We start from the raw sequence: 20043 nt of genomic DNA, 5'->3' as shown, positions 1-20043 counted from the left end.
GCGAGAGGAAGGTTAACATGGAATATCGTGAAGAAGCAGATACGTTGGGGACGGTGCGGGTACCAGCAACGGCTTTGTGGGGGGCACAGACTGAACGGAGCCGGCATAACTTTACCACGGGTCCCTTGATGCCACTGCCGGTGATTCGGGCACTGCTACAGATCAAGCTGGCTGCTGCGACAGCGAACCGAGACCTTGGTGAGATTCAAGAGGAAAAGGCCCAACTGATTATTCGTGCGGCAACCGATCTGCTGGCGCTACCCGATGACGAGCTACGGCGTGATTTTCCCCTCCACGTCTACCAGACGGGGTCCGGGACACAGACCAATATGAATGTTAACGAAGTAATTGCCCACCAGACGATTAAATACGACCCAACCAGTGGGGTGTTGCCTAACGATGACGTCAATCATGGACAGAGCTCCAATGATACCTTTCCCACGGCAATGGCGATTACAGCACGGGTGGCCGTGCGTGAACTGGAGGGGGCCGTCCAACACCTGATCGATGAGTTAGCGGTTAAGGAAGCGGCTTATGAAAATATCGTTAAGATTGGCCGTACCCACCTGCAGGACGCTACGCCGCTGACCTTTGGCCAAGAGGTCAGTGGGTGGGTCAGTATGCTGGAACACGACTGGGACTTTCTCAAGTCACTGGATGATTCGTTGCTTGAATTGCCGATTGGGGGTACGGCCGTGGGAACGGGACTGAACGCGGCACCGGGGTTTGCCACGGCGGTCGCTGCACAGCTAAGCAAGGCTTACGACCAACCCTTCACTGCGAAATCCAATAAGTTCTTTGGGTTAGCGGCCCATTCCGGCATCAACGTGGTCCACGGTGGCCTAAAGACGTTGGCGAGTGATCTCCTAAAGATTGCCAACGACGTGCGTTTTCTGGCAAGTGGCCCTCGGGCGGGGTATAACGAATTGAATATTCCCGCCAACGAACCCGGTTCCTCCATTATGCCGGGGAAGGTCAATCCCACCCAGGCGGAGGCTTTGACTATGGCGACTACTCGGGTCATGGGCAACGACGTTACAATCACGGTGGCGGCTTCCCAGGGAAACTTTGAGATGAACGTTTATAAACCCGTGATTATTGAAACCTTCCTAGAATCGGCGGACCTGCTGACGGGAACGGTCTTGGGTTTCGCGGATAAATTGATTCACGGCATGACGGTCAATGCCGACCGCATGGCGGAATTGGTGGCTAACTCACTGATGACCGTTACGGCGTTGTCGCCCTATATTGGTTATCATGCCAGTGCAGAAATTGCTCAGGCAGCCGAACGCGAGGGGACGACGTTACGTGAGGCGGCGGTGAAGTCGGGCCAGGTGACGGCGGCGCAGTTCGATCAGTGGGTCAACCCATTAGCCATGACCAACCGTGACCGGTCAATGGACTAAATTTTATTGGCTTGGTTGAGGTGTATCGCCTGCGGCTGTCAGAGATTCTGCCGCTGTGGGGATCGCCTGCAGCCAAAGAGCGGGCTTCCGGCTCGGTTTGAAACCTCGCCAAAATCCGGCGAGTTTCCAAATGCGTCCCACGGTGTAAGGCCGGGAAGAATCAAGTGCCCGGTCTAACACCGCTGTCACGGCAGGCACCGTCTCTGCCATCCTCCGGCTGAGCACAGGTGGTCATCGTAAAATCTAGACGATTGACCTGGCAAGTGGCAGTCCTAAAATGTAAAATAGTGATTTTGAAATAAACAGTGACCGCAGTTATCACAATTCAACGTGATGACTGCGGTTTTTGCGTTTGCTAGGCAATCAGCTCGTCTTCAGTAAGCGTGTTCCGTATACTTCAGCTATCTGACGGCTTTTTTGAAAATAGATGTTACCTTTTGGGGGAGTTATTCGTTGTTTAAGTGTAGGGGGAGGCGAACAGCATGCAGTTACGGCAATACGAGGACCTATTGGCTCAGTTAGCCGTTGAGTTACAGCGTTATTTGATTGGGCGTGGGGCCCAACGGGAGGTGGCCGAAGATATTTGCCAGGACGTGTTCGTCAAGGTCTTGGAGATGGAACTGGTCCTGCCGCCCGGTGAGCTGCGACCCTACCTTTACCGGGTAGCGTGGTCGATCTACCTGGATGATTATCGGCGGAAGCGGCGGTATCGGGAGCTGGTGACGCAATACTTACGACCCGGGCGAAAACAAGCAGATTTTGAAGTTGATGAAGATCTGCTGAGCGCCTTGGATAAGTTGTCGGCGCGCGAACGTGAGCTGTTACTATTACGATACGATCAAGACTTACCGATTCGGGAGGTTGCTGTGCGCCTGAAAGTTACGCCGGCCGCAATCAAAATGCGATTGCATCGTGTACATCAAAAGTTAAAAAAGATTTTACGGAGGGATGGTCATGAACGAAAGTAAAAAATTTCGTCGCTTAGCACTTTGGGTGAAGATTCGACGGTGGGGGATTACCGTGGTGATTGCTATTCTAGTGGTCTTGGCGGCAATACCGGTAACGTACAAGTTGACGCAGATGCGGGCGGCGAAGGTATCAAACGAGATTGTGCTAAACATGGAAATGGATAACGACCTGATGGCGCCTAATATCGAAGTTAGCGATCAGTATCTAGGAAATACTTCTGTGATGGGGGGGCAGGTCATCAGTCACCGCTACAAAGACATTGAGGGATATCGTATTCCTTGGTCACCGGTCATTCAGAATTACTCTTGGTTAACCAGTGGTGGTGGGGATGCTCTGAGTAATGCGACGGACCAGAGCGCGACCGCCCTATACGATCGCGTAACGGAACAGAAGATTCCCATGTTTTTCAATGCGCGAGCATCCAGACCCAACTTGAAGGCGACGCATGATCTGCGGAAGGTGGCTGCGACTAAGGGGGCAGTAGCCGAGATGGCCTTAACGTTCAAACAACCGCTGACGTATCAGCAGGTCCGAGCCAAGTTACCAGCAAAAGTTCATCCACAGTGGTACTGGATTGGGGTGAGCGGTACCGCCGATCCGACCTCGATGGATAATAATTTACTCGGCTATAACACTAAAAACTTAGCGCATCCGGAACGGCTGAGTCAGGACAACTATCGCGGATTTTATCTGGGGTTAGTGAAGGCTGGCAAGACGACTTCGGGGATGTCATATGATGGTTTCAATATTTACAAGTATGCCGGCCAATATGCCAAACGATACCCTAAAGGGAGTCAGGCCAAGTTTGCCGGTGTCATCGTGACCGGCAACAGTGAAGACTTTCAGTCGCTGACTAAGGCGAACTGGATCTATGCCAGTTCTGCTGGGTTCTTTAGACAACGCTCAGTCATTAAATGATAATTAAATGAGAATAATCTTGACATTTTTCTCATCAAAGTTTAATGTTAAAAGCAATCGAGCAACGATGTTCAGCACTGGTTCCCGCCAAGTGAGTTGCTCGTGAAAATTTAAGGAGCGAATGTCTATGTCAGAGAAAACTACCGACGCATTGCAAACCGCCATCGATCAGGCTTTAAAAGCCGATCGTCCCCGGTTAGCCAAGTATTTAAGTATTGAAACGGTCGCTGCCAAGCACCTCGGAATTGAGGAAACGGTCAGTGTAATTGAACAATCCCTTCAAGAATTAGGTGCCGAGGTAGAGGTCTGGCGGGACATTTCGGGCAGTAATCCTTTCGTATTTGGGACGTTACCAGCGGGGCCGAACGGCAATTCCGATAAAACGCTGTTGTTCTACAACCACTACGATGTCCAACCAGCTGAACCGCTGGATGAATGGGACAGTGAACCTTTCCAGTTAACGGAAAAGAACGGTCAGTACGTGGCCCGTGGTGTTTCCGATGACAAAGGGGAGTTCATGCTCCGCTTGTCCGCGGTCAAAGCGTTACAAGCGACTGGTGGGCTGCCTTGCAACTTAAAATTCATTCTCGAAGGGGAAGAAGAAGTGGGGAGCCCTCACATCGAACCCATGACGAAGAAACATGGAGCCGCTTTGGCTGCCGACGCGATTATTTGGGAAACGGGTGGCAAGGATGCCGATGAAAACTTCCAAGTCACCTGTGGGGTCAAAGGTACGGCCAGCTTCAACGTGACTGCAAAGTCAGCGGAGAGTGATCTGCATTCTTCACTGGCGGCCTTCGTGGACAATGCGGTATGGCGATTAGTTCAAGGTCTGTCAACATTGCGCGGGCCCAAGGGTGAAGTCTTGGTAGATGGTTTTACCGATGGTGTGAAACCCTTGACGCCGACCGAACAGGCGGCTGTCGATCAATTACCCTTTAACGAAGAAGCGACGCGCAAAAACTTTGGCTTGAAGTTGCCACTGCTGTCGGATAAGCCAGCTGAAGCCTTAATTAACCGACCAACCATTACGATCAATGGAATTTCTGGTGGATACGAGGGTAACGGCTTGAAGACGGTCTTGCCGAAGGAAGCACGAGCCCAGTTGGATTGTCGATTGGTGCCTGGCCAAGATCCACGGCACATTTCGGAACTCGTCCAACAGCAATTGGATAAGAATGGGTTTAGTGATCTACACGTTTCCTATAATCAAGGGGAGCCGGCTTTCCGGTCGGATCTGACGGATAGTTTCGTGCAGACGGCGGTCGCCACCGCCCATGAAGTTTATGGGGATGCGGTCAAATTGGTGCCCAATGCCGGTGGGAGTGGCCCACAAGCACCGTTCTTTGAAGCGGTGGGTGTGCCGATCATTGACGTCGGCTCAACTTGGGCCGGTTCAGGGGCCCATGCGCCTAACGAAAATGTTCGGGTGAGCGATTATGTACAGGCTGCCCGGTACACGGCACGGGTCTTACAGAATTTTGGTGAAAAGTAACTTTCAATAAATCGGTTGCAGAGAGAATCGGTTGATTTCAAAAAAACTAGCCTTATCGGGGCCATCGCTGAATGAAGCGGTGACTGCTGATAAGGCTAGTTTTAGTTCTGATTGAAGAATGTAGCTAATTAATTGTGAAAATGTTTGGGGAAATCTGGAATGAAGATGGCGTACGTGATATTTTCTCAATGAGGCTAAATGAATTGATCGATTGTCGAGAGAACCCGAGCCCAGGTAACGGGATCACACTGCTCGACAAATTCTAGTTTGCGTTTCTCAAAGTCCATTGAACGAATTTGGTGGGTAACAATCTCACCTTTAACTTTTCCTGGATGGTCGATTGTTACATATGTTCCAAATGAACGTTGTGTGCTTGTAATCGGGCAAATTAGACAAAAGCCAGTTAGTTTATAATAAATTGCGGGGCGATATCAGTCAAATGACAGATTAAGACGATTTGGTGACGGTAGATGTCAAGCAGGTTGAATAGTTTTGTTGGCAATTGAGTGAGCGGGACACTCTATTAATATAGAAGAAATTCAGGCGGTTATGGTTAAAAAAATGATGCGATTAGCCTGTAAGCTAGTGGTGAATTATCTATGTGAAGTCCACTAAATAGGCTAATCGTGCTATACTCAAGATATCCTATAAAAGTTTCAGGGGAGAAAACAAGTTAACTTTAGTAACTATTATAACTGGCTACTAGCAGGTAATTGTAAGCGTTTGCCACGAGGTGCTCTTGTTTGTTGCAAGCGTTGGTTAATAATCTGTAGATAGTCACAGTTGGAGGAAAGCAGTTATGGGAAAGCAGGACAGTATTGTAAAGGCTTTGTTGGTAACGAGTTTGGTTTTAAGCGGTGCCTGGGGACTCAACGTGACAGCGAATGCCGCGACAATCCCAGCTACGGTGACATCGGGAGTTATTCCTGATACTAATACAACAACGCTGGATGAGGCACTTCCTGATAGTGATGCTAATGCAAAAATTGTCAAGGCAGCAATTATTTCTAGCGATAGCTCGCTCAACGGTAGTAGTACATTGAAACAGGTAGCTGACGCTAATTCAATCGTCAAAATTCAGAAAAATTTAACTGATTATTCGCCATTATTGAAAGTTGCTAATTATTTTGATGGATTAATTGTGAATAACCAGACGAATTTAAATCAGCAAGATATGGTGGAGATTACAACAGCCCTGTTAACAAATCGAAGCAGTGCAGGGGAACTACTGCAAGCCCTCGGGTTTTCAAATGATAATGTGAACACAGACGGGCTATCGACTGTTTTAGATACAATTAGTAGTTTTGATTCGGCACCAAAGATTCAGTACTTAATCCTTAATCGTAATCCATTGCCTGACCTAACGGCATGGACGAATTTTAAGAAATCGACTAATAAGCAGAAAATCGGAAACTTAAATGCGAGTGTTTTGAAGAATAAAGATGGCAGTAGGATTACTGAAGGAAAGACGACTGCGCCACAAACTTTGAAGGGAACGACACTTAAAGTACCATACTCATTGTTTTCCGAGTATACTCAAGCGAATGACCCTCAGTCATAAAATTCGTATGCAGCAATTCGGGCTTATAAGAATGATCCGGATTGGAATGATGATGAGATTTTACTTAAATACTATCCGGATGATGGTCCGCTAAGTGGGGAGATAGTTCCTGATGCTTCGTCAGACTCTGTCACAACGACTATCAATTCTATGGGTGAGGACGACAATACGTGGGACGTAAGTCAAGTAAATGCAGTGGATGCCAATTATAGCCAGACGGATGACTACCCTAGGTATCTAATGCAGGTCAGTCCAGCTGATATTAAAGACATTATCAGTTCTGATACGTATAAAAAATACACATATTTAATGCCAAATGGGAAAATATCCACTAGCGTTCCTGAAAATGTGACTGACGCCGATATGTTGAATATTGTTAATGTACCAACAAATGCCAAAGAAGTTAAAATTCGCGTTGTAGTAGTATGCCATTCTCCGTCCTCGTCAACTTACACCCAAATCTACACGATTCCAATCAAGCAAAAGGCAGTTACACCAACTACATCTACCGCGGATTCCAGTAGCAATAGTTCTAGCAGTGAGTCTAGTACGGCAGATACTGGTCAGCCAAAAGCTAAAAAGCAATCCGTCATTTATGCCACTAAGAAGATTGGGTTGTACAATACGCCTAATTTTTCTGCGAAGACTCGTCAGGCCTGGTATCCTAAGCAACCTAGAATTTATCGGCCAATGTTTAAAGTTACAGGGTATGCCAAATCAACCAATGGGACCCCTAGATATCTGGTCAAGGATGTCAATCGAGAGTCTAAAACCTTTGGTCGGACGGGGTATGTAACCACCAGGTCGGCATATGTATCACCTGCATACTATCAACAGAAATCTGGCAAAGTCACCGTGATTGCGCCACATGGTATCAACGCCTACCAGAAGCAGAATTTTACACAGAAGGTAAATCACTACCGGCAGGGGCAAGTTTTGACGGTCAAAAAGATTGTTCGTCATAATTTAACGACCCGCTATGTTTTGGAAGACGGAAGCTATATCACTGCGAATAAGAAGAATGCCCAAAGTGGACGAGTAGCCATGGCAACGAAGGTTAGGACGAAGACAACGGTTAACCTTTACCGGGATGTTAACTCGAAGCACCACTTAAAGAGTTATCGTAAGAATACCGTGATTGTAATTAAGGGCTGGGATTACAGTATGAATGGGGCTAAGCGCTATCGGGTAGCCAGTGGGTACATTACAGCCAACACAAAATTGGTTAAAGTTATCAAGTAGCTTGTAAAGACAGATCAGCTTAAAAGCGGGTCTGCCTTTTTGTCCAGATTTTTAAGCAAAATAAAAACCCGTTAGTCGCGCAACTAACGGGTTAATCGATGGAGGCGGCGGGGATCGAACCCGCGTCCTAGCATATTGCCAACTTAACGTCTACACGCATAGGCAGACTACTTAAAGTTTCGCTGAACAACTTGCCGCCTGTCAGGGCCAACATGAACAGCTAACCTGATTTTTCTCTTCTAACGTACTTCAGGTGGGAGTCGTTAACGTAAGTCCGTTAAATTTAGGACCCAGATCTAGACCACGGACAAGCCTAGGAGGATCTACGTTAAGCGCCTATTAAGCAGCTAAAGCGTAAGAATTGTTATTATTTTTTGCAGTTATAATAAACTGGACCTTTTAACGTAGATGCCGCTACGGCGCGCAGTCAAGCTTCAACCTATACCAGTCGAATCCAGAACGCCCCCATAAACAATACTCATCTAGTTTAACATACCCCTAGCCGTGTGCAAACAATTTTGCCCAGTGGGACCGAATTAAAGGAAAAAAACTTGTATTCAGTATAGTATAATAGGCAGGTAAGGAACCAGGCGGCTCAGGCTCGCTGGCAAAAGTTACAGAAACTTCATGATTCCATCATGGAAGCTTCTGGTTAACCGAGTAGTTTTAGGGCACTATGACTCACAACCTTTTTGCCGGCTCCGAATATAGTAGCCCGACCTTTGGAGGTAGCAATGAAGTTATTAATGATTGAAGACAACCATTCAGTATCACAAATGATGTCCATGTTCTTTAAGAAGGAACAGTGGGATGCTGAGTTTGCTTATGATGGTAATGAAGCTGTTGAAATGTTTAAGGCCACACCTAACGATTGGGACATGGTCACGCTTGACCTGAACCTGCCCGGACTGGATGGGATGCAGGTGAGTGCGGAGATTCGAAAATTATCGCCGACCGTGCCCATCATTATGTTGACGGCCCGGGATTCCGAGAGTGATCAGGTCTTGGGACTGGAAATGGGAGCGGACGATTACGTCACCAAGCCATTTAGTCCCATCACCTTAATTGCGCGGATCAAGGCGCTTCATCGACGAGCCGGATTGGGTCCCATTAGCAAGGGCGCTGAGACGGCACCGTTGGACGACACGGAATCCTTTGATGTGGTTACGGAGAATTTTAAACTCAACACTAAGACGCGGGAAGCTTACCTAAATGGTCAGCAGATTCATGATTTAACGCCGAAGGAATTTGACTTGTTAAAGACCTTAGCACAGAAGCCCCGTCAAGTCTTCTCCCGTGAGCAGCTCTTGCAGCTGGTCTGGGACTATGAATACTACGGTGATGAACGGACCGTGGACGCGCACATCAAGAAATTACGACAAAAGATTGAGAAGGTTGGCCCCCAGATTATTCAAACCGTTTGGGGGGTGGGTTATAAATTTGATGATAGTGGAGCAGATCAGCAATGAAGTTAATGTATCAACAAATGCTGGGGTTCTTTGCAGCAATCATGATTATCCTGATCATCATGGGTGTGTCCTACTCACAAATGACCCGGCACATGGTCTACAGTAACACCTGGAATTCACTCGAAAAGTATTCAAACAGTTTGATTGAACAGTCTTTACGGATTAGTTCACAAGACGGCAACGCGGTTAACTTTGATACCACGGCTCTAGAGAACAGCGAACAGTTGCTGCAAAACCAGGCGGTCAGTACGACGATCTACAGTGCTAGCAACAGAGTGGTTTTTCCAGCCAGCGTGTATCAGCAGTCAATCAAGCAGACTGATTGGAAAAAACTGAAGAATAACCAGATCATTCACAAAGTGGTTGACCGGCGCGTGCGGAACAAGGACGGTCGCGTGAGTCCGGCTATGACTGAGGTGATGAAACCTTACTTCTACAATCACAAGCTTGTGGCGGTCGTGGTGATGGGGGCGTTTGTCTCCGACATCAATACTAGTGTCAATCAGATCAACCGTAATCTGATTCGTGCGTTACTGGTTTCCATTGTGGTCGCTATTGTTGCCAGCTACATCCTGGCGCGGTACTATACGTCACGGATCAACCGGCTACGAAAGGCTACCAATCAGGTTGCACGAGGAAATTACGATGTTGAGATGACCAGTAAGAACCGCGATGAAATTGATGATCTGATCAACGATTTCAATGGTATGGCCCACTCGCTAAAGGATTCACAAGAAGAGATTCAACGCCAGGAACAACGACGCCGCAAATTTATGGCCAATGCATCGCACGAAATGCGAACGCCACTGACGACCATCAACGGATTGTTGGAGGGACTGGCTTACGACGCCATTCCGGAGGAAAGTAAGGAAGAAAGTATCGACCTGATGCGGAGTGAAACGAGCCGGTTGATTCGATTGGTCAATGAGAATTTAGACTACGAAAAGATTCGTTCCAACCAGATCTCGCTCAACCTTCACGAGTTCAATGCGGTAGATGCGCTCCATAATATAGTAGAACAATTAAAACAAAAGGCCGATGACAGTGGGGATGTGCTTGAGTTACAGTCACCCAAGGAAATTCCCGTGTACGCTGATTATGACCGTTTTGTTCAAATTATGTTTAACATTACACAAAATGCCATCCAGTTTACCCGCGATGGGACGGTTACCATTTCCGCTCAGCGGGGTTACGAGGAGACCATCGTCAAGGTTGCCGATACTGGGATGGGGATGAGTGACGAGCAGTTGCAGAATATCTGGGAACGGTACTACAAGGCTGACCCTTCACGGAAGAACACCAAGTACGGTGAATCCGGCCTAGGCCTGTCAATCGTCCACCAATTGGTACAGCTCCACCATGGTAAGATCAGCGTCACCAGTAAGGAAAATGTCGGTACAACCTTCACCGTTATTTTCCCAGATCAGCACCAGACAAATTCAGAACGCGTCAAGACGGATTAGTGCGGTGTGTTAATTGGTGCACAACCACCCAAATTTCAAGGGATTAATTCTAGGTGTCGATGCCGTTAAATGCAAGAGACACGATAACAGACAGTGTTTATTATCAGGTTGTGCGATGAACGTTGATTAACTCGGAAGTCTATCGTTGGTGTGAGTCTGTGTCAGCCGTGAGGGGGTGTAAATCAACTCGGCCGTGGGAATTGTCTTAGTGGCGTTTCTTGCCGCTTAGACAATTGGTGTCTTTGAGACTCGGTCCTCAGAGGCTCAAAGCAAGCTCAGAGACCGCTTCCTGGCTCTGGGCGTCCGCCCACCGCGTCCCGGTTGATTTGCATCCCCGGCAAGGCGAAAATTTGCTCAATGTAATTCATACCAAACCGTTGCTGTGTTTATCGCGTTCTCGTGATACAATGAGGGGAACCATTAAGGAGGAAACTTTTGAAACGAGTACAAATTACCGGGAAGTCCGTCCGTAAGTTCGAGGACGGCTATCCCATCGTATCTTTAACTGATTTAGAAAATGCCAAGGACTTCGACAACGGTGCTTGGGTCCAATTAGAAAATCACGGCCATTTTGTGGCCACAGCCTACTTTGCCAAGCAACATCGCGGCATCGGCTTTGTCATGAGTTTGCGCGAAAACGAAGATATTGATGAACGCTTCTTTACCAGCAAGTTCCGGGCCGCAGTTGCTAAACGGTCGGCTTTTGCAGAAACGCCAGCTTACCGGTTATTCAACGGGACTGGTGACGGGTTAGGTGGCTTGATTGTGGATGTGTTCAACGGCAAGTATGTTTTCCGTTGGTTAAACACGGCCATCAAGCAACAGTCCAAGCTGATCTATGCAGCCTTTGAACGGATTATGGGTAAGGGCCAAACAATTTTGGCTGACCTGCCTGGCCAAGAACACTTACAACTGGTGAGTGGCGACTTTGGCGACCAACCTGCCGAAATCTTGGAAAACGGGGTAACTTATCCCGTTGACTTAACCGTCGGCCGGCAACAATTAGCTTTAGAATTCCGAGACATTCGGGCCTGGGCCAAGGCAACTAGCCAACAACGTCGGATCTTGAACCTGTACAGTGCCGAAACTGGCTTGGTAACGGCTGCGATGATCGGTGGCGCTATCGAAGCCATCACGGTTGACCCAACGAACCGGGCAACCACGGCGATTCAAGCCCAATTGGCAGCCAACAACTTTGACCAAGCGGCTGTTGAAATGCGGACGATGGATGTTGCCAACTATTTGGACTACGCCATCAAGCATGACTTGAAGTTTGACACCATTTTCATTAATCCACCTGCTTTCATCCGGGGAAAGAAGAAATCCTTCACCTTGGAACAAGACTTGCAAGAATTGATCGAACAAGCCTTGAAGCTGACACAACCGGGGTCACAAGTGGTCGTTACCACGACGACACTGATGTATTCCATGAAGCGTCTGCGGGATACGATCAGTGACGCAATGCAAAATTATACCGGTCATGTAACTGTTTCCAATACGTATCTTTCACCAAATGATTTCTTGACTAACCATGCCGACCGTCATAGCGAGGCTTTAAAGGGTGTTCAGCTCACCGTTGAATAATTGAAAACAGATTGAAAATAATTGCAATTAATCCCAACCGGTAAGATAGACCACTTACCGATTGGGGTTTTTCTTAAGTATTTATAGTTTACATTTAGAATCGAAAACAGTAGACTTACTAATGCTAAATAAAAAACGCTTACAAGAAAAAGAACTAGAATTGAAACGAGAGTTGAGGTTTACAAATGGGTATTTTACTAGCTTTGATCCCCACGGTCTGTTGGGGAAGTATTGGATTAATCAGTGGGAAACTTGGCGGGACATCGTATCAACAAGCATTGGGAATGACCGCCGGGGCCGTTTTATTCGGTTTGTTTTCAGTCTTTTATTTTCACACGGCAATCTCAGGCATGGCGATGATCGTTGGGGTCGCTTCCGGTCTCTGCTGGTCCGTTGGTCAGTTTGAACAATTCCAATCCATGAAGTTCATCGGTATTTCACGGACGGTGCCAATCTCAACTGGTCTGCAGTTAGTCGGGACGGCGCTCGCAGGGGTACTGCTGTTCCACGAATGGAAGACCACCCGGATGGTGACGATGGGGACTATCGCCGTTATCGTCTTGATTGCTGGGGCTGCACTGACATCTCTGCGTGATTCCAAGGCTAAGGCCTCGGCTGCAGGGCAACCCATGCAAGCTGGTAAAGGTGCTACTGCTATTATTATTTCAACGATTGGTTACGTGTTATACACGGTTATCGTTAACGCATCTGGGTTACCTTCCCAGACGGTCATCTTCCCTCAATCACTGGGAATGATCTTGGGCGCTACGATTTTCGTCCTGTTCTCCCATCAAAAGGTGATGCACAAGGCAACCGCCAAGAACATTATGACCGGGATTGTCTGGGGTGTCGGGAACTTCTTCATGTTCATGGCTATTCCATCGATTGGACTGGCAATTAGCTACTCCTTAGCACAGTGTGGGATCGTTATTTCCACCTTCGGGAGCATCTGGTTATTGGGCGAAAAGAAGACTGGCCGCGAAATGGTCTACATCACGATTGGTTCACTCCTCGTTGTTGCTGGTGGGGTAACCCTTGGTTTAATGAAATAGTTTACATGAGGTTAGTAACGATGGTTGCTGACCTTTTTATTTTTGAAAAAATGTGGACTAGACCATTTACTTTCCGGGTGGTTGCGTTATAATGGACTAGTCAATAACAATAAAAGTGAGGTTTTCTTAATATGGCACATATCGCCTTTGATCTTTCGAAACTTGAACCATTTGTTCATGACAACGAATTAGGAGAAATGCAAGCAATGGTGACGGCGGCTGACGCCGAATTACGCCAAGGTACCGGTGCTGGTAGCGATTTCCGCGACTGGTTAACGTTACCTAAGGACTACGACAAGGAAGAATTTAGCCGCATCAAGGCTGCAGCAAAGAAGATTCAATCAGACTCTGCTGTATTGGTCGTTATCGGTATCGGGGGTTCTTACCTGGGTGCTAAGATGGCCGTTGATTTCTTGAACGACACGTTCTTCAACTACTTGCCAGCCGACAAGCGGAACGCCCCACAAGTCTTCTTTGCAGGGAACTCCGTCAGTGCTGACTACGTTCACGATCTGATCAACTTGATCGGCGACCGTGACTTCTCCGTTAACGTGATTTCCAAGTCCGGGACCACGACGGAACCTTCTATCGCCTTCCGGATCTTCAAGGACATGTTGGTCAAGAAGTACGGTGAAGACGGTGCGAAGAGCCGGATTTACGCTACGACTGACAAAGCGCGTGGTGCCCTCAAGACTGAAGCCGACGCTGCTGGTTACGAAACCTTCATCATCCCTGATGGTGTCGGTGGTCGTTACTCCGTGTTAAGTGCTGTTGGGTTATTACCTATCGCTGCTTCTGGTGCCAACATCGATGAACTGATGCAAGGTGCTGCTGACGCTCAAGACGCCTACACGAACCCTGATTTAACTAAGAACGAAGCTTACCAATATGCCGCATTGCGGAACATCTTGTACCGTAAGGGCTACACGACAGAATTACTGGAAAACTACGAACCACGTCTGCAGTACCTGGCAGAATGGTGGAAGCAGTTAACCGGTGAATCCGAAGGTAAGGATCAAAAGGGGATTTACCCATCTTCTGCTAACTTCAGTACTGACTTGCACTCCTTGGGTCAATACATCCAAGAAGGTCAACGGACGTTGATGGAAACGGTCGTTATGATCGACAAGCCACGGACCGACGTTGACGTGCCAACGGCTGAAGATGACCTCGATGGCTTAGGTTACCTCCAAGGTAAGAACATGGGCTTTGTGAACCAAAAGGCCTTTGAAGGGGTTGTATTGGCCCATACCGATGGTGGTGTACCTAACATGAGTGTTCATATTCCAGATACGACGCCATACACGTTGGGCTACCTGATCTACTTCTTTGAAGTTGCTATCGGTGTTTCTGGTTACTTGAACGGGATCAACCCATTCAACCAACCTGGTGTTGAAGCTTACAAGACCAACATGTTTGCCCTGTTGGGTAAGCCTGGTTTTGAAAAGTTAGGCAAAGAATTAAACGCTCGACTTTAATTTAACTTAAACTTAATGGAGACTCTTAGCTCGCTTGGGCTGGGAGTCTTTTTGTTTTCAGCGACGGTCCGAGCCGGTTAGTTCGGTGAATGAACGGTTGGGTCAATGGCGTGCTTATGCTAGAATTAGTTCTATTGCGCGTGACGCGGGGAACACATCTCACGACTACCGTCTTTAGCGGTGGTCAAGTGGATACTGAGTTAGTGGTTAAAATATTACGAGACGTGAAGTTTTGATTACAGATTCGTGGTATCCCTTGAGATGTTGGCAACGTCCCAGTAATATTAGTAAGGGGAATATTAACAGTTTAATTATTGTGTCAAACGGAGAACTAGGGATTATTAATTTAAGGGAGAGAATATGTTGAAGGTTTCAAAGAAAAACTATTGGATTTATACGCTGATCTTTATTGTGCTAGTCGTCTGTCTCTACGGTATCTTCATTCTGACAGGCAAGTCGTTCATCTGGGAAGGGGACGGCCTGGCACAACATTATCCTGTATTGGAAAAGTTCTACACCTGGCTTCATGAGGGAAGTCTATCAGGGTGGTCTTGGAATCTGGGCTTAGGCGCAGACAAAATGACGACCTTCTCTTATTATGTCCTTGGAGATCCATTCAGTTATCTAATTTGGTTCTTCCCCAAGCATAGCATTGAGCTGGGCTATAACCTGCTGATTCTCTTGCGGCTATATGTGAGTGGCTTGGCGTTCATGTTGTTTGCGCGGCAACGAGGCTTCAAACCGGGGAGTCAATTACTGGGGACATTGACTTACACGTTTACGGGGTACTCTCTGTACGTTAGCATCCGGCACCCATTCTTCTTACTGCCGATGATTCTATTTCCATTGTTAGCTTATGGTATTGACCACGTCTATCAGGGGAAGACGTGGGTGCCATTGGCGATCTTTACGGGATTGGCACTTGTCAGCAACTTTTATTTTGCCTACATATTGGCGATTGGGAGCTTGGTTTACGCGGTGCTGCGCTATCTGACGGTCCGCGAAACGATTGCGCAGAAGGGCTGGCCGCTGATCTTCAAATTAGTCGGCGCTGGCTTGCTCGGTTTCTTATTGGCCGGCATCATCTTTATTCCGTCACTGATTGGGGTCTTCACTTCAACCCGGGCGACGGGGAACTTTGCCAATGGTTACTTCGTTTATCCGTTGAATTACTATCTGCGGTTGCCTAATGCGCTGGTGACAACTGGAAATGCGATGCGTTTCTGGGCTAACTTAGGTTTAGCTGGGCTGACCTTCCTGAGCTTGATGTACGTTGTGCGGCATGCGCGGCGCTATCTGTGGTTCGACGTGGGTCTACTGATCTTAGTGATTGGGTCACTACTGCCAGAAGTCGCAGCCGTAATGAACGGGGGAACGACGCCATCACAGCGGTGGTTGTTACTGGGGTGTTTAGCCTTCAGTCTGTCAGTGATGTACTTCATTGACGCTTTGCCGCGGATCGACCGCAGTGATCTCTCAGCCATGATTGTGGGGACACTGTTCCTCCTAGGATTAGTCTGGGCTGCTAACGGCTTTATTTTCAGCAATCAGCCCCATGACTTTGTGATCTACGGGTTGCTTCTACTAACGTTGGGGGCTATCGTGGTCGGCCACTTCTATCAGTGGTCGCGTCATCAGGTCATCTGGACGTTGCTAGCCTTGCTCAGTCTGAATATCATCGCTAACGGCTACGGTTACTTTAGTCCCAATTCTGGCGGTGCCAGCAACCAATTGCTGCATCGAGGCGTGGCGACGAAATTCCAGAAGAACTTCTATGATGGGGCTGAGAGTTACGTGAAGGCCCAACCTGGCTTTAAGCGGAGTTCTATTAGCAAGTACTATTACTTTAGTAATGAGGCCAAGACCAACATGGGGATGAATCTGGGCGCTCACGATATCATGTCTTACTTCTCCATTCAAGATGGGTCCGTGGGGAACTTTAGTGAAGAACTGGCGAACTCACAATTTAAGATGAACAAACCGATTAACCAAGCGGATAGTCGGACCACCATGAATAATCTGTTGGGGGTCAACTACATTTTTGCGCGGAGTAATCAACTGAAAACACAAGGATTCCCTTACGGCTACCAGCCGGTCAAAAAGAACGGGACGATTCTCAAGTATCAGGATGAACCCGTCCATGATTTGGGGAACAACTATGATACGGTTATTTTGAAGTCTAAGAATGCCTTGCCGTTGGCTTACCTGCAGACCAAGCAGTTAAGTGCTAAGCAGTTCAAGCAGCTTAATGGGAGCGATAAGGAGCAGGCGTTGACGTATGGTGCCCTCGTTGATAAAAAGGCGAAGGGGGTGCCAACAACGACATACCATAGCCAGAATCGTGAGCTGGGCTACGCGACTAAGGCGGATAACAGTACCGTAATTGATAGTCTGCAACAGGTCATGAAGTTCCGGCAACAAGGGAACCAAATGGATCCTGATCTGATCACAACGACCAAGTCTTCGTTGATGCAGACCAATCAGGACCGGTCGGTGAACATTACTGATGATAAGGGCCGTTTGGAACAATTGACGGGACAGAACCGCACAGCACTGAAACAAAACGCGTTGGCTAACCAGAAGTCGCTGCATAAGATGGTTAGTGATAATCAGAATTTACCAGTCAATTACAAGCTACATCTCAAGCATCCTAAGCAGAATAAGGGGACTGAGTTGTACTTGGAGCTTGACGGGATTCAGGCTGAACGACTGAGTGTAAAGGATAAGTACCAAGCAAAGAAGAACACGAAGGTCTTCAGTAACCAGGCGTTTTCTGGGATTGAACGAATCAATCAGTTGCGGTCCGGTCTGTGGAATATGAGCGATGGTGCCTATTCAGTCACGGCAACAACGGCCAACAACGTCTCAAGCTTCAGTCAGTTTGGGCAGTCGAACTTGTCGGACTATCAAGAAAAGCACCACGTTCTGTTGAACTTGGGCTATTCTGCTAAAGCACGGAAGAATATCAAGTTGACGTTCCAAGGCGTTAAGAGCTTGTCTTTCAAGTCGGCTAAGCTCATTGCGGTGCCATTTGGTAGCCGATACGACCAGCGGATGTCACAGCTCAAGCACCAAGGCTTACAGGGCTTAAACGTGAAGAATGACCGGGTTACGGGGACCTCACGTGCACAGCAGGCTAGTGTGCTGACAACTTCGATTCCGTACAATACGGGTTGGCAGTTGACGGTGGATGGTAAGAAGCAAGCTATCACCAAGGTCAATGTGGGTTTTGTAGGCGCACGTGTGGCCGCTGGTGAGCATAAGATCGAGTTGACTTATCACACACCAGGACAACGTATCGGGATCGTCATGACGGTCGTTGGGGCGCTGACTCTTGCGGTGACTGGCGGCTATAGCTACTGGTGCTGGCGGAAACGACGTTAAATTAGGGTAAATTAAAAGCACCTCTCGTTTGAGACGGGGGATGCTGACATGAGGTCACGTTGCGTAAATGGCAACGTGACTTTTTTAGTTGGGGAGATTGTAAAATATAACCGAACACTTGTAGACAAAAAAGCCCATAGAGGCCTTTAATAGAATTACCACAACACTATCAAAGGAGAACCTCTATGAGTAAGTCTACTTTATCATTTCAAGAACGAGCTGTCATCCAAGATTGGCATGATTCCGCAAAATCACTGCGATCAATTGCGCGACACCTTAATCGGAGCGTCTCGACCATCTCTTATGAACTACATCGTTTACGGGACCAGCCATACTCTGCTACGGCGGCTCAGAATCAAACAACTTCGCGTCGCACTCAGCGGGGAAGAAAAACCAACTTGACCGCAAATCTCAATGATTTTATTACTGAGGGGATTCGTGTACGGCATCTCTCTTTTGCACAAATTGCACAATTAACCGGTGAGGCTAAGCGAAACTTCTATAATTGGTTAGCTCAGGGCCGCTTAGAAATCACCTCTGAGGAGTTGCCTGATAGAGCTATTCGTTACCAGCGTAGCCATGAAACTCGCGGTAAGGCTGCTTGTGGTCGATCAATTGAAGAGCGAACTAACAACGGTCGCAAGACGATTGGTCAGTTCGAGGCGGACACTGTTCTATCCGGGAAAAAGAAAGGTCAAGCTTTGGCCACAGTGGTTGACCGCGCCTCACGTTTAACCATCACTCGCCGTTTATCTGGACGCGATAGTGGTGCGATGAAAGCTGTATTAGTGGATATTGCTAGCTTGTTGGGAGATAACTTTAAAACCGTTACGGTCGATCATGGTAAGGAATTCGCCAAATATCAAGAATTCGAAGACGAAACGGGCAAGCTTATGTACTTTGCGCATGCCTATTCTCCTCATGAACGTGGAACTAATGAGCAACGAAACAAAATATTACGGCGTTTTGTTCCTAAAGGGCGGCCCATCGAAGATATTACTGATGAAGAACTGGTCGATATCAATTGGAAAATGAACACCATGCCATTAGAATGCTTGAATTGGCGTACACCATTAGAGGTCTTCTGGGAACAGATGAGGTTCTAATAAGTGTTCGGATAATTCTTGCAATCTCCCGTTGTAATTGAAAAAATCCCAGGCCAATACGGTAAACAGAATAATTAGAAATACGAGTTCTGCGAATAGGTAGTGGTGGGGTGGTGTCTGGCGACGGCCCATCATGACTGTAACCTTGGACGAGCTGACAAAGTGGAATGGCGATGAGAAATTCGTAAAGATACTGGGCGAGCATGCGGTAACTTTTTCAAATTAATTTCCCTCCAGACTAGGTTGATAACTTGACCCAAGTTTACCGAAGTCAGGGGAGATTGGCAAGAAGTTTATCTATTTAATTGTTAATAATATATAATTAAATTTATACTCACAAGATTGTTGATTTTTGGCAAAAATAAAAGCCTCAAAACGCTGATAAATCAACGTTTTAAGGCTATCGTGTGAACTACTGATCACCCGCACGGGGCTCGAACCCGTAACTCCGCCTTGAGAGGGCGACGTCTTAAACCAGTTTGACCAGCGGGCAATGTCATTAACTAGGCAATTACTAATGTACGCTATTCCTGGAAAATTGTCAATAATTCTCTGCATAAAATTACATTGAAATGGGAATTCATACAGTTTGCCGAACTTTTTCAGGAAAACTGGTTGACACTAATATCCAAACAAGTTAATATTAAATAGTTGTTTCGACAACGAGCCTTATTGGGTATTCGCCAAATTGGTAAGGCAGCGGACTCTGAATCCGTAAGTTACTGGTTCGAGCCCAGTATACCCAATCGATAACATTCGTAGTCGTCAGTCAATGTGAAAACGTTGATATGACGGCTTTTTTGTTTTTCTCAAAAGCACAATTTACCGTAAACCGGAGCCAAATCCGGAGCCAGTATAGCCAAAAGGACAGCCAAAGACATTCAAAAGGACATTCACTTCTGCAGATTAACTAAAT

At 47.3% G+C, this 20043-nt stretch carries 14 protein-coding genes, 2 tRNA genes and 1 other RNA gene; 14 read left to right on the top strand and 3 right to left on the bottom strand.

All coding sequences use genetic code 11. The features are described from left to right. Window positions 1-17 precede the first annotated feature (17 nt). From ACEPSU_RS08955 to ACEPSU_RS08940, 4 genes are all read left to right on the top strand, one after another. The gene (locus ACEPSU_RS08955) at window positions 18-1406 is read left to right on the top strand and encodes a class II fumarate hydratase (protein WP_395321170.1); all 1389 of its coding nucleotides are present in this window, start codon (window positions 18-20) and stop codon (window positions 1404-1406) included. Window positions 1407-1888: 482 nt separating this feature from the next. Further along, window positions 1889-2374: an RNA polymerase sigma factor gene (locus tag ACEPSU_RS08950; protein ID WP_395321169.1), complete on the top strand. Its 486-nt coding sequence runs from the start codon at window positions 1889-1891 to the stop codon at window positions 2372-2374. Beyond that, entirely contained in the window at window positions 2361-3293 is a 933-nt protein-coding gene (locus ACEPSU_RS08945; RefSeq protein ID WP_395321167.1) for an anti sigma factor C-terminal domain-containing protein, read from the top strand. The genes ACEPSU_RS08950 and ACEPSU_RS08945 overlap by 14 nt, the downstream gene beginning before the upstream one ends. A 127-nt stretch (window positions 3294-3420) precedes the next feature. Then, window positions 3421-4788, top strand: coding sequence for a M20/M25/M40 family metallo-hydrolase (locus ACEPSU_RS08940; protein WP_395321166.1), 1368 nt, complete (start codon window positions 3421-3423; stop codon window positions 4786-4788). A gap of 194 nt (window positions 4789-4982) precedes the next feature. Here ACEPSU_RS08940 and ACEPSU_RS08935 read toward each other — a convergent pair whose 3' ends face one another. Further along, window positions 4983-5207, bottom strand: a complete 225-nt coding sequence (locus tag ACEPSU_RS08935; RefSeq protein WP_395323168.1) for a type II toxin-antitoxin system PemK/MazF family toxin — start codon at window positions 5205-5207, stop codon at window positions 4983-4985. Between the two features lie 380 nt (window positions 5208-5587). Here ACEPSU_RS08935 and ACEPSU_RS08930 point away from each other — a divergent pair, with 380 nt between their 5' ends. Then, window positions 5588-6349, top strand: coding sequence for a hypothetical protein (locus tag ACEPSU_RS08930; protein WP_395321165.1), 762 nt, complete (start codon window positions 5588-5590; stop codon window positions 6347-6349). Between the two features lie 363 nt (window positions 6350-6712). Beyond that, window positions 6713-7591, top strand: a complete 879-nt coding sequence (locus tag ACEPSU_RS08925) for a DUF5776 domain-containing protein (RefSeq protein WP_395321164.1) — start codon at window positions 6713-6715, stop codon at window positions 7589-7591. Between the two features lie 96 nt (window positions 7592-7687). Here the strand turns inward: ACEPSU_RS08925 and ssrA are convergent. Further along, window positions 7688-8058, bottom strand: a transfer-messenger RNA (tmRNA) gene (gene ssrA, locus ACEPSU_RS08920). A 267-nt stretch (window positions 8059-8325) separates the two neighbouring features. Between ssrA and ACEPSU_RS08915 the strand changes: the two genes are divergently transcribed. The 7 genes from ACEPSU_RS08915 (at window position 8326) to ACEPSU_RS08885 (ending at window position 19127) form a co-directional block, all read left to right on the top strand. Further along, complete coding sequence (locus ACEPSU_RS08915) at window positions 8326-9060, top strand: response regulator transcription factor (RefSeq protein WP_020090326.1); 735 nt, start codon at window positions 8326-8328, stop codon at window positions 9058-9060. Then, window positions 9057-10523 carry an ATP-binding protein gene (locus tag ACEPSU_RS08910; RefSeq protein WP_395361508.1) on the top strand — a complete coding sequence of 489 codons (1467 nt, stop codon included), beginning with the start codon at window positions 9057-9059 and terminating at the stop codon, window positions 10521-10523. The genes ACEPSU_RS08915 and ACEPSU_RS08910 overlap by 4 nt, the downstream gene beginning before the upstream one ends. Before the next feature lie 435 nt (window positions 10524-10958). Continuing rightward, window positions 10959-12107 carry a class I SAM-dependent methyltransferase gene (locus ACEPSU_RS08905; protein ID WP_395321162.1) on the top strand — a complete coding sequence of 383 codons (1149 nt, stop codon included), beginning with the start codon at window positions 10959-10961 and terminating at the stop codon, window positions 12105-12107. A 185-nt stretch (window positions 12108-12292) separates the two neighbouring features. After that, entirely contained in the window at window positions 12293-13159 is an 867-nt protein-coding gene (locus ACEPSU_RS08900; RefSeq protein WP_395361506.1) for a GRP family sugar transporter, read from the top strand. A 131-nt stretch (window positions 13160-13290) separates the two neighbouring features. Further along, the gene (locus tag ACEPSU_RS08895; protein WP_020090322.1) at window positions 13291-14637 is read left to right on the top strand and encodes a glucose-6-phosphate isomerase; all 1347 of its coding nucleotides are present in this window, start codon (window positions 13291-13293) and stop codon (window positions 14635-14637) included. Window positions 14638-14997: 360 nt separating this feature from the next. Then, a complete protein-coding gene (locus ACEPSU_RS08890; RefSeq protein ID WP_395321160.1) occupies window positions 14998-18021 on the top strand; it encodes a YfhO family protein in 3024 nt (1007 codons plus the stop codon). Window positions 18022-18206: 185 nt separating this feature from the next. Beyond that, a complete protein-coding gene (locus ACEPSU_RS08885; RefSeq protein ID WP_056944246.1) occupies window positions 18207-19127 on the top strand; it encodes an IS30 family transposase in 921 nt (306 codons plus the stop codon). A gap of 419 nt (window positions 19128-19546) precedes the next feature. Here ACEPSU_RS08885 and ACEPSU_RS08880 read toward each other — a convergent pair. Further along, window positions 19547-19620, bottom strand: a tRNA-Glu gene (locus ACEPSU_RS08880). Between the two features lie 180 nt (window positions 19621-19800). Here ACEPSU_RS08880 and ACEPSU_RS08875 point away from each other — a divergent pair. Beyond that, a tRNA-Gln gene (locus tag ACEPSU_RS08875) sits at window positions 19801-19873 on the top strand. The last annotated feature ends 170 nt before the right edge of the window (window positions 19874-20043 follow it).

Source organism: Levilactobacillus parabrevis (assembly GCF_044051715.1).
GTDB lineage: Bacteria > Bacillota > Bacilli > Lactobacillales > Lactobacillaceae > Levilactobacillus > Levilactobacillus parabrevis.
This window is presented reverse-complemented; position numbering and strand designations above follow the sequence as displayed.

What these genes read in the sequence shown, in the direction of transcription:
- ACEPSU_RS08955 (WP_395321170.1), top strand. Translation starts at nt 18, where the DNA reads ATGGAATATCGTGAAGAAGCAGATACGTTGGGGACGGTGCGGGTACCA.
- ACEPSU_RS08950 (WP_395321169.1), top strand. Translation starts at nt 1,889, where the DNA reads ATGCAGTTACGGCAATACGAGGACCTATTGGCTCAGTTAGCCGTTGAG.
- ACEPSU_RS08945 (WP_395321167.1), top strand. Translation starts at nt 2,361, where the DNA reads ATGAACGAAAGTAAAAAATTTCGTCGCTTAGCACTTTGGGTGAAGATT.
- ACEPSU_RS08940 (WP_395321166.1), top strand. Translation starts at nt 3,421, where the DNA reads ATGTCAGAGAAAACTACCGACGCATTGCAAACCGCCATCGATCAGGCT.
- ACEPSU_RS08930 (WP_395321165.1), top strand. Translation starts at nt 5,588, where the DNA reads ATGGGAAAGCAGGACAGTATTGTAAAGGCTTTGTTGGTAACGAGTTTG.
- ACEPSU_RS08925 (WP_395321164.1), top strand. Translation starts at nt 6,713, where the DNA reads ATGTTGAATATTGTTAATGTACCAACAAATGCCAAAGAAGTTAAAATT.
- ACEPSU_RS08915 (WP_020090326.1), top strand. Translation starts at nt 8,326, where the DNA reads ATGAAGTTATTAATGATTGAAGACAACCATTCAGTATCACAAATGATG.
- ACEPSU_RS08910 (WP_395361508.1), top strand. Translation starts at nt 9,057, where the DNA reads ATGAAGTTAATGTATCAACAAATGCTGGGGTTCTTTGCAGCAATCATG.
- ACEPSU_RS08900 (WP_395361506.1), top strand. Translation starts at nt 12,293, where the DNA reads ATGGGTATTTTACTAGCTTTGATCCCCACGGTCTGTTGGGGAAGTATT.
- ACEPSU_RS08895 (WP_020090322.1), top strand. Translation starts at nt 13,291, where the DNA reads ATGGCACATATCGCCTTTGATCTTTCGAAACTTGAACCATTTGTTCAT.
- ACEPSU_RS08890 (WP_395321160.1), top strand. Translation starts at nt 14,998, where the DNA reads ATGTTGAAGGTTTCAAAGAAAAACTATTGGATTTATACGCTGATCTTT.
- ACEPSU_RS08885 (WP_056944246.1), top strand. Translation starts at nt 18,207, where the DNA reads ATGAGTAAGTCTACTTTATCATTTCAAGAACGAGCTGTCATCCAAGAT.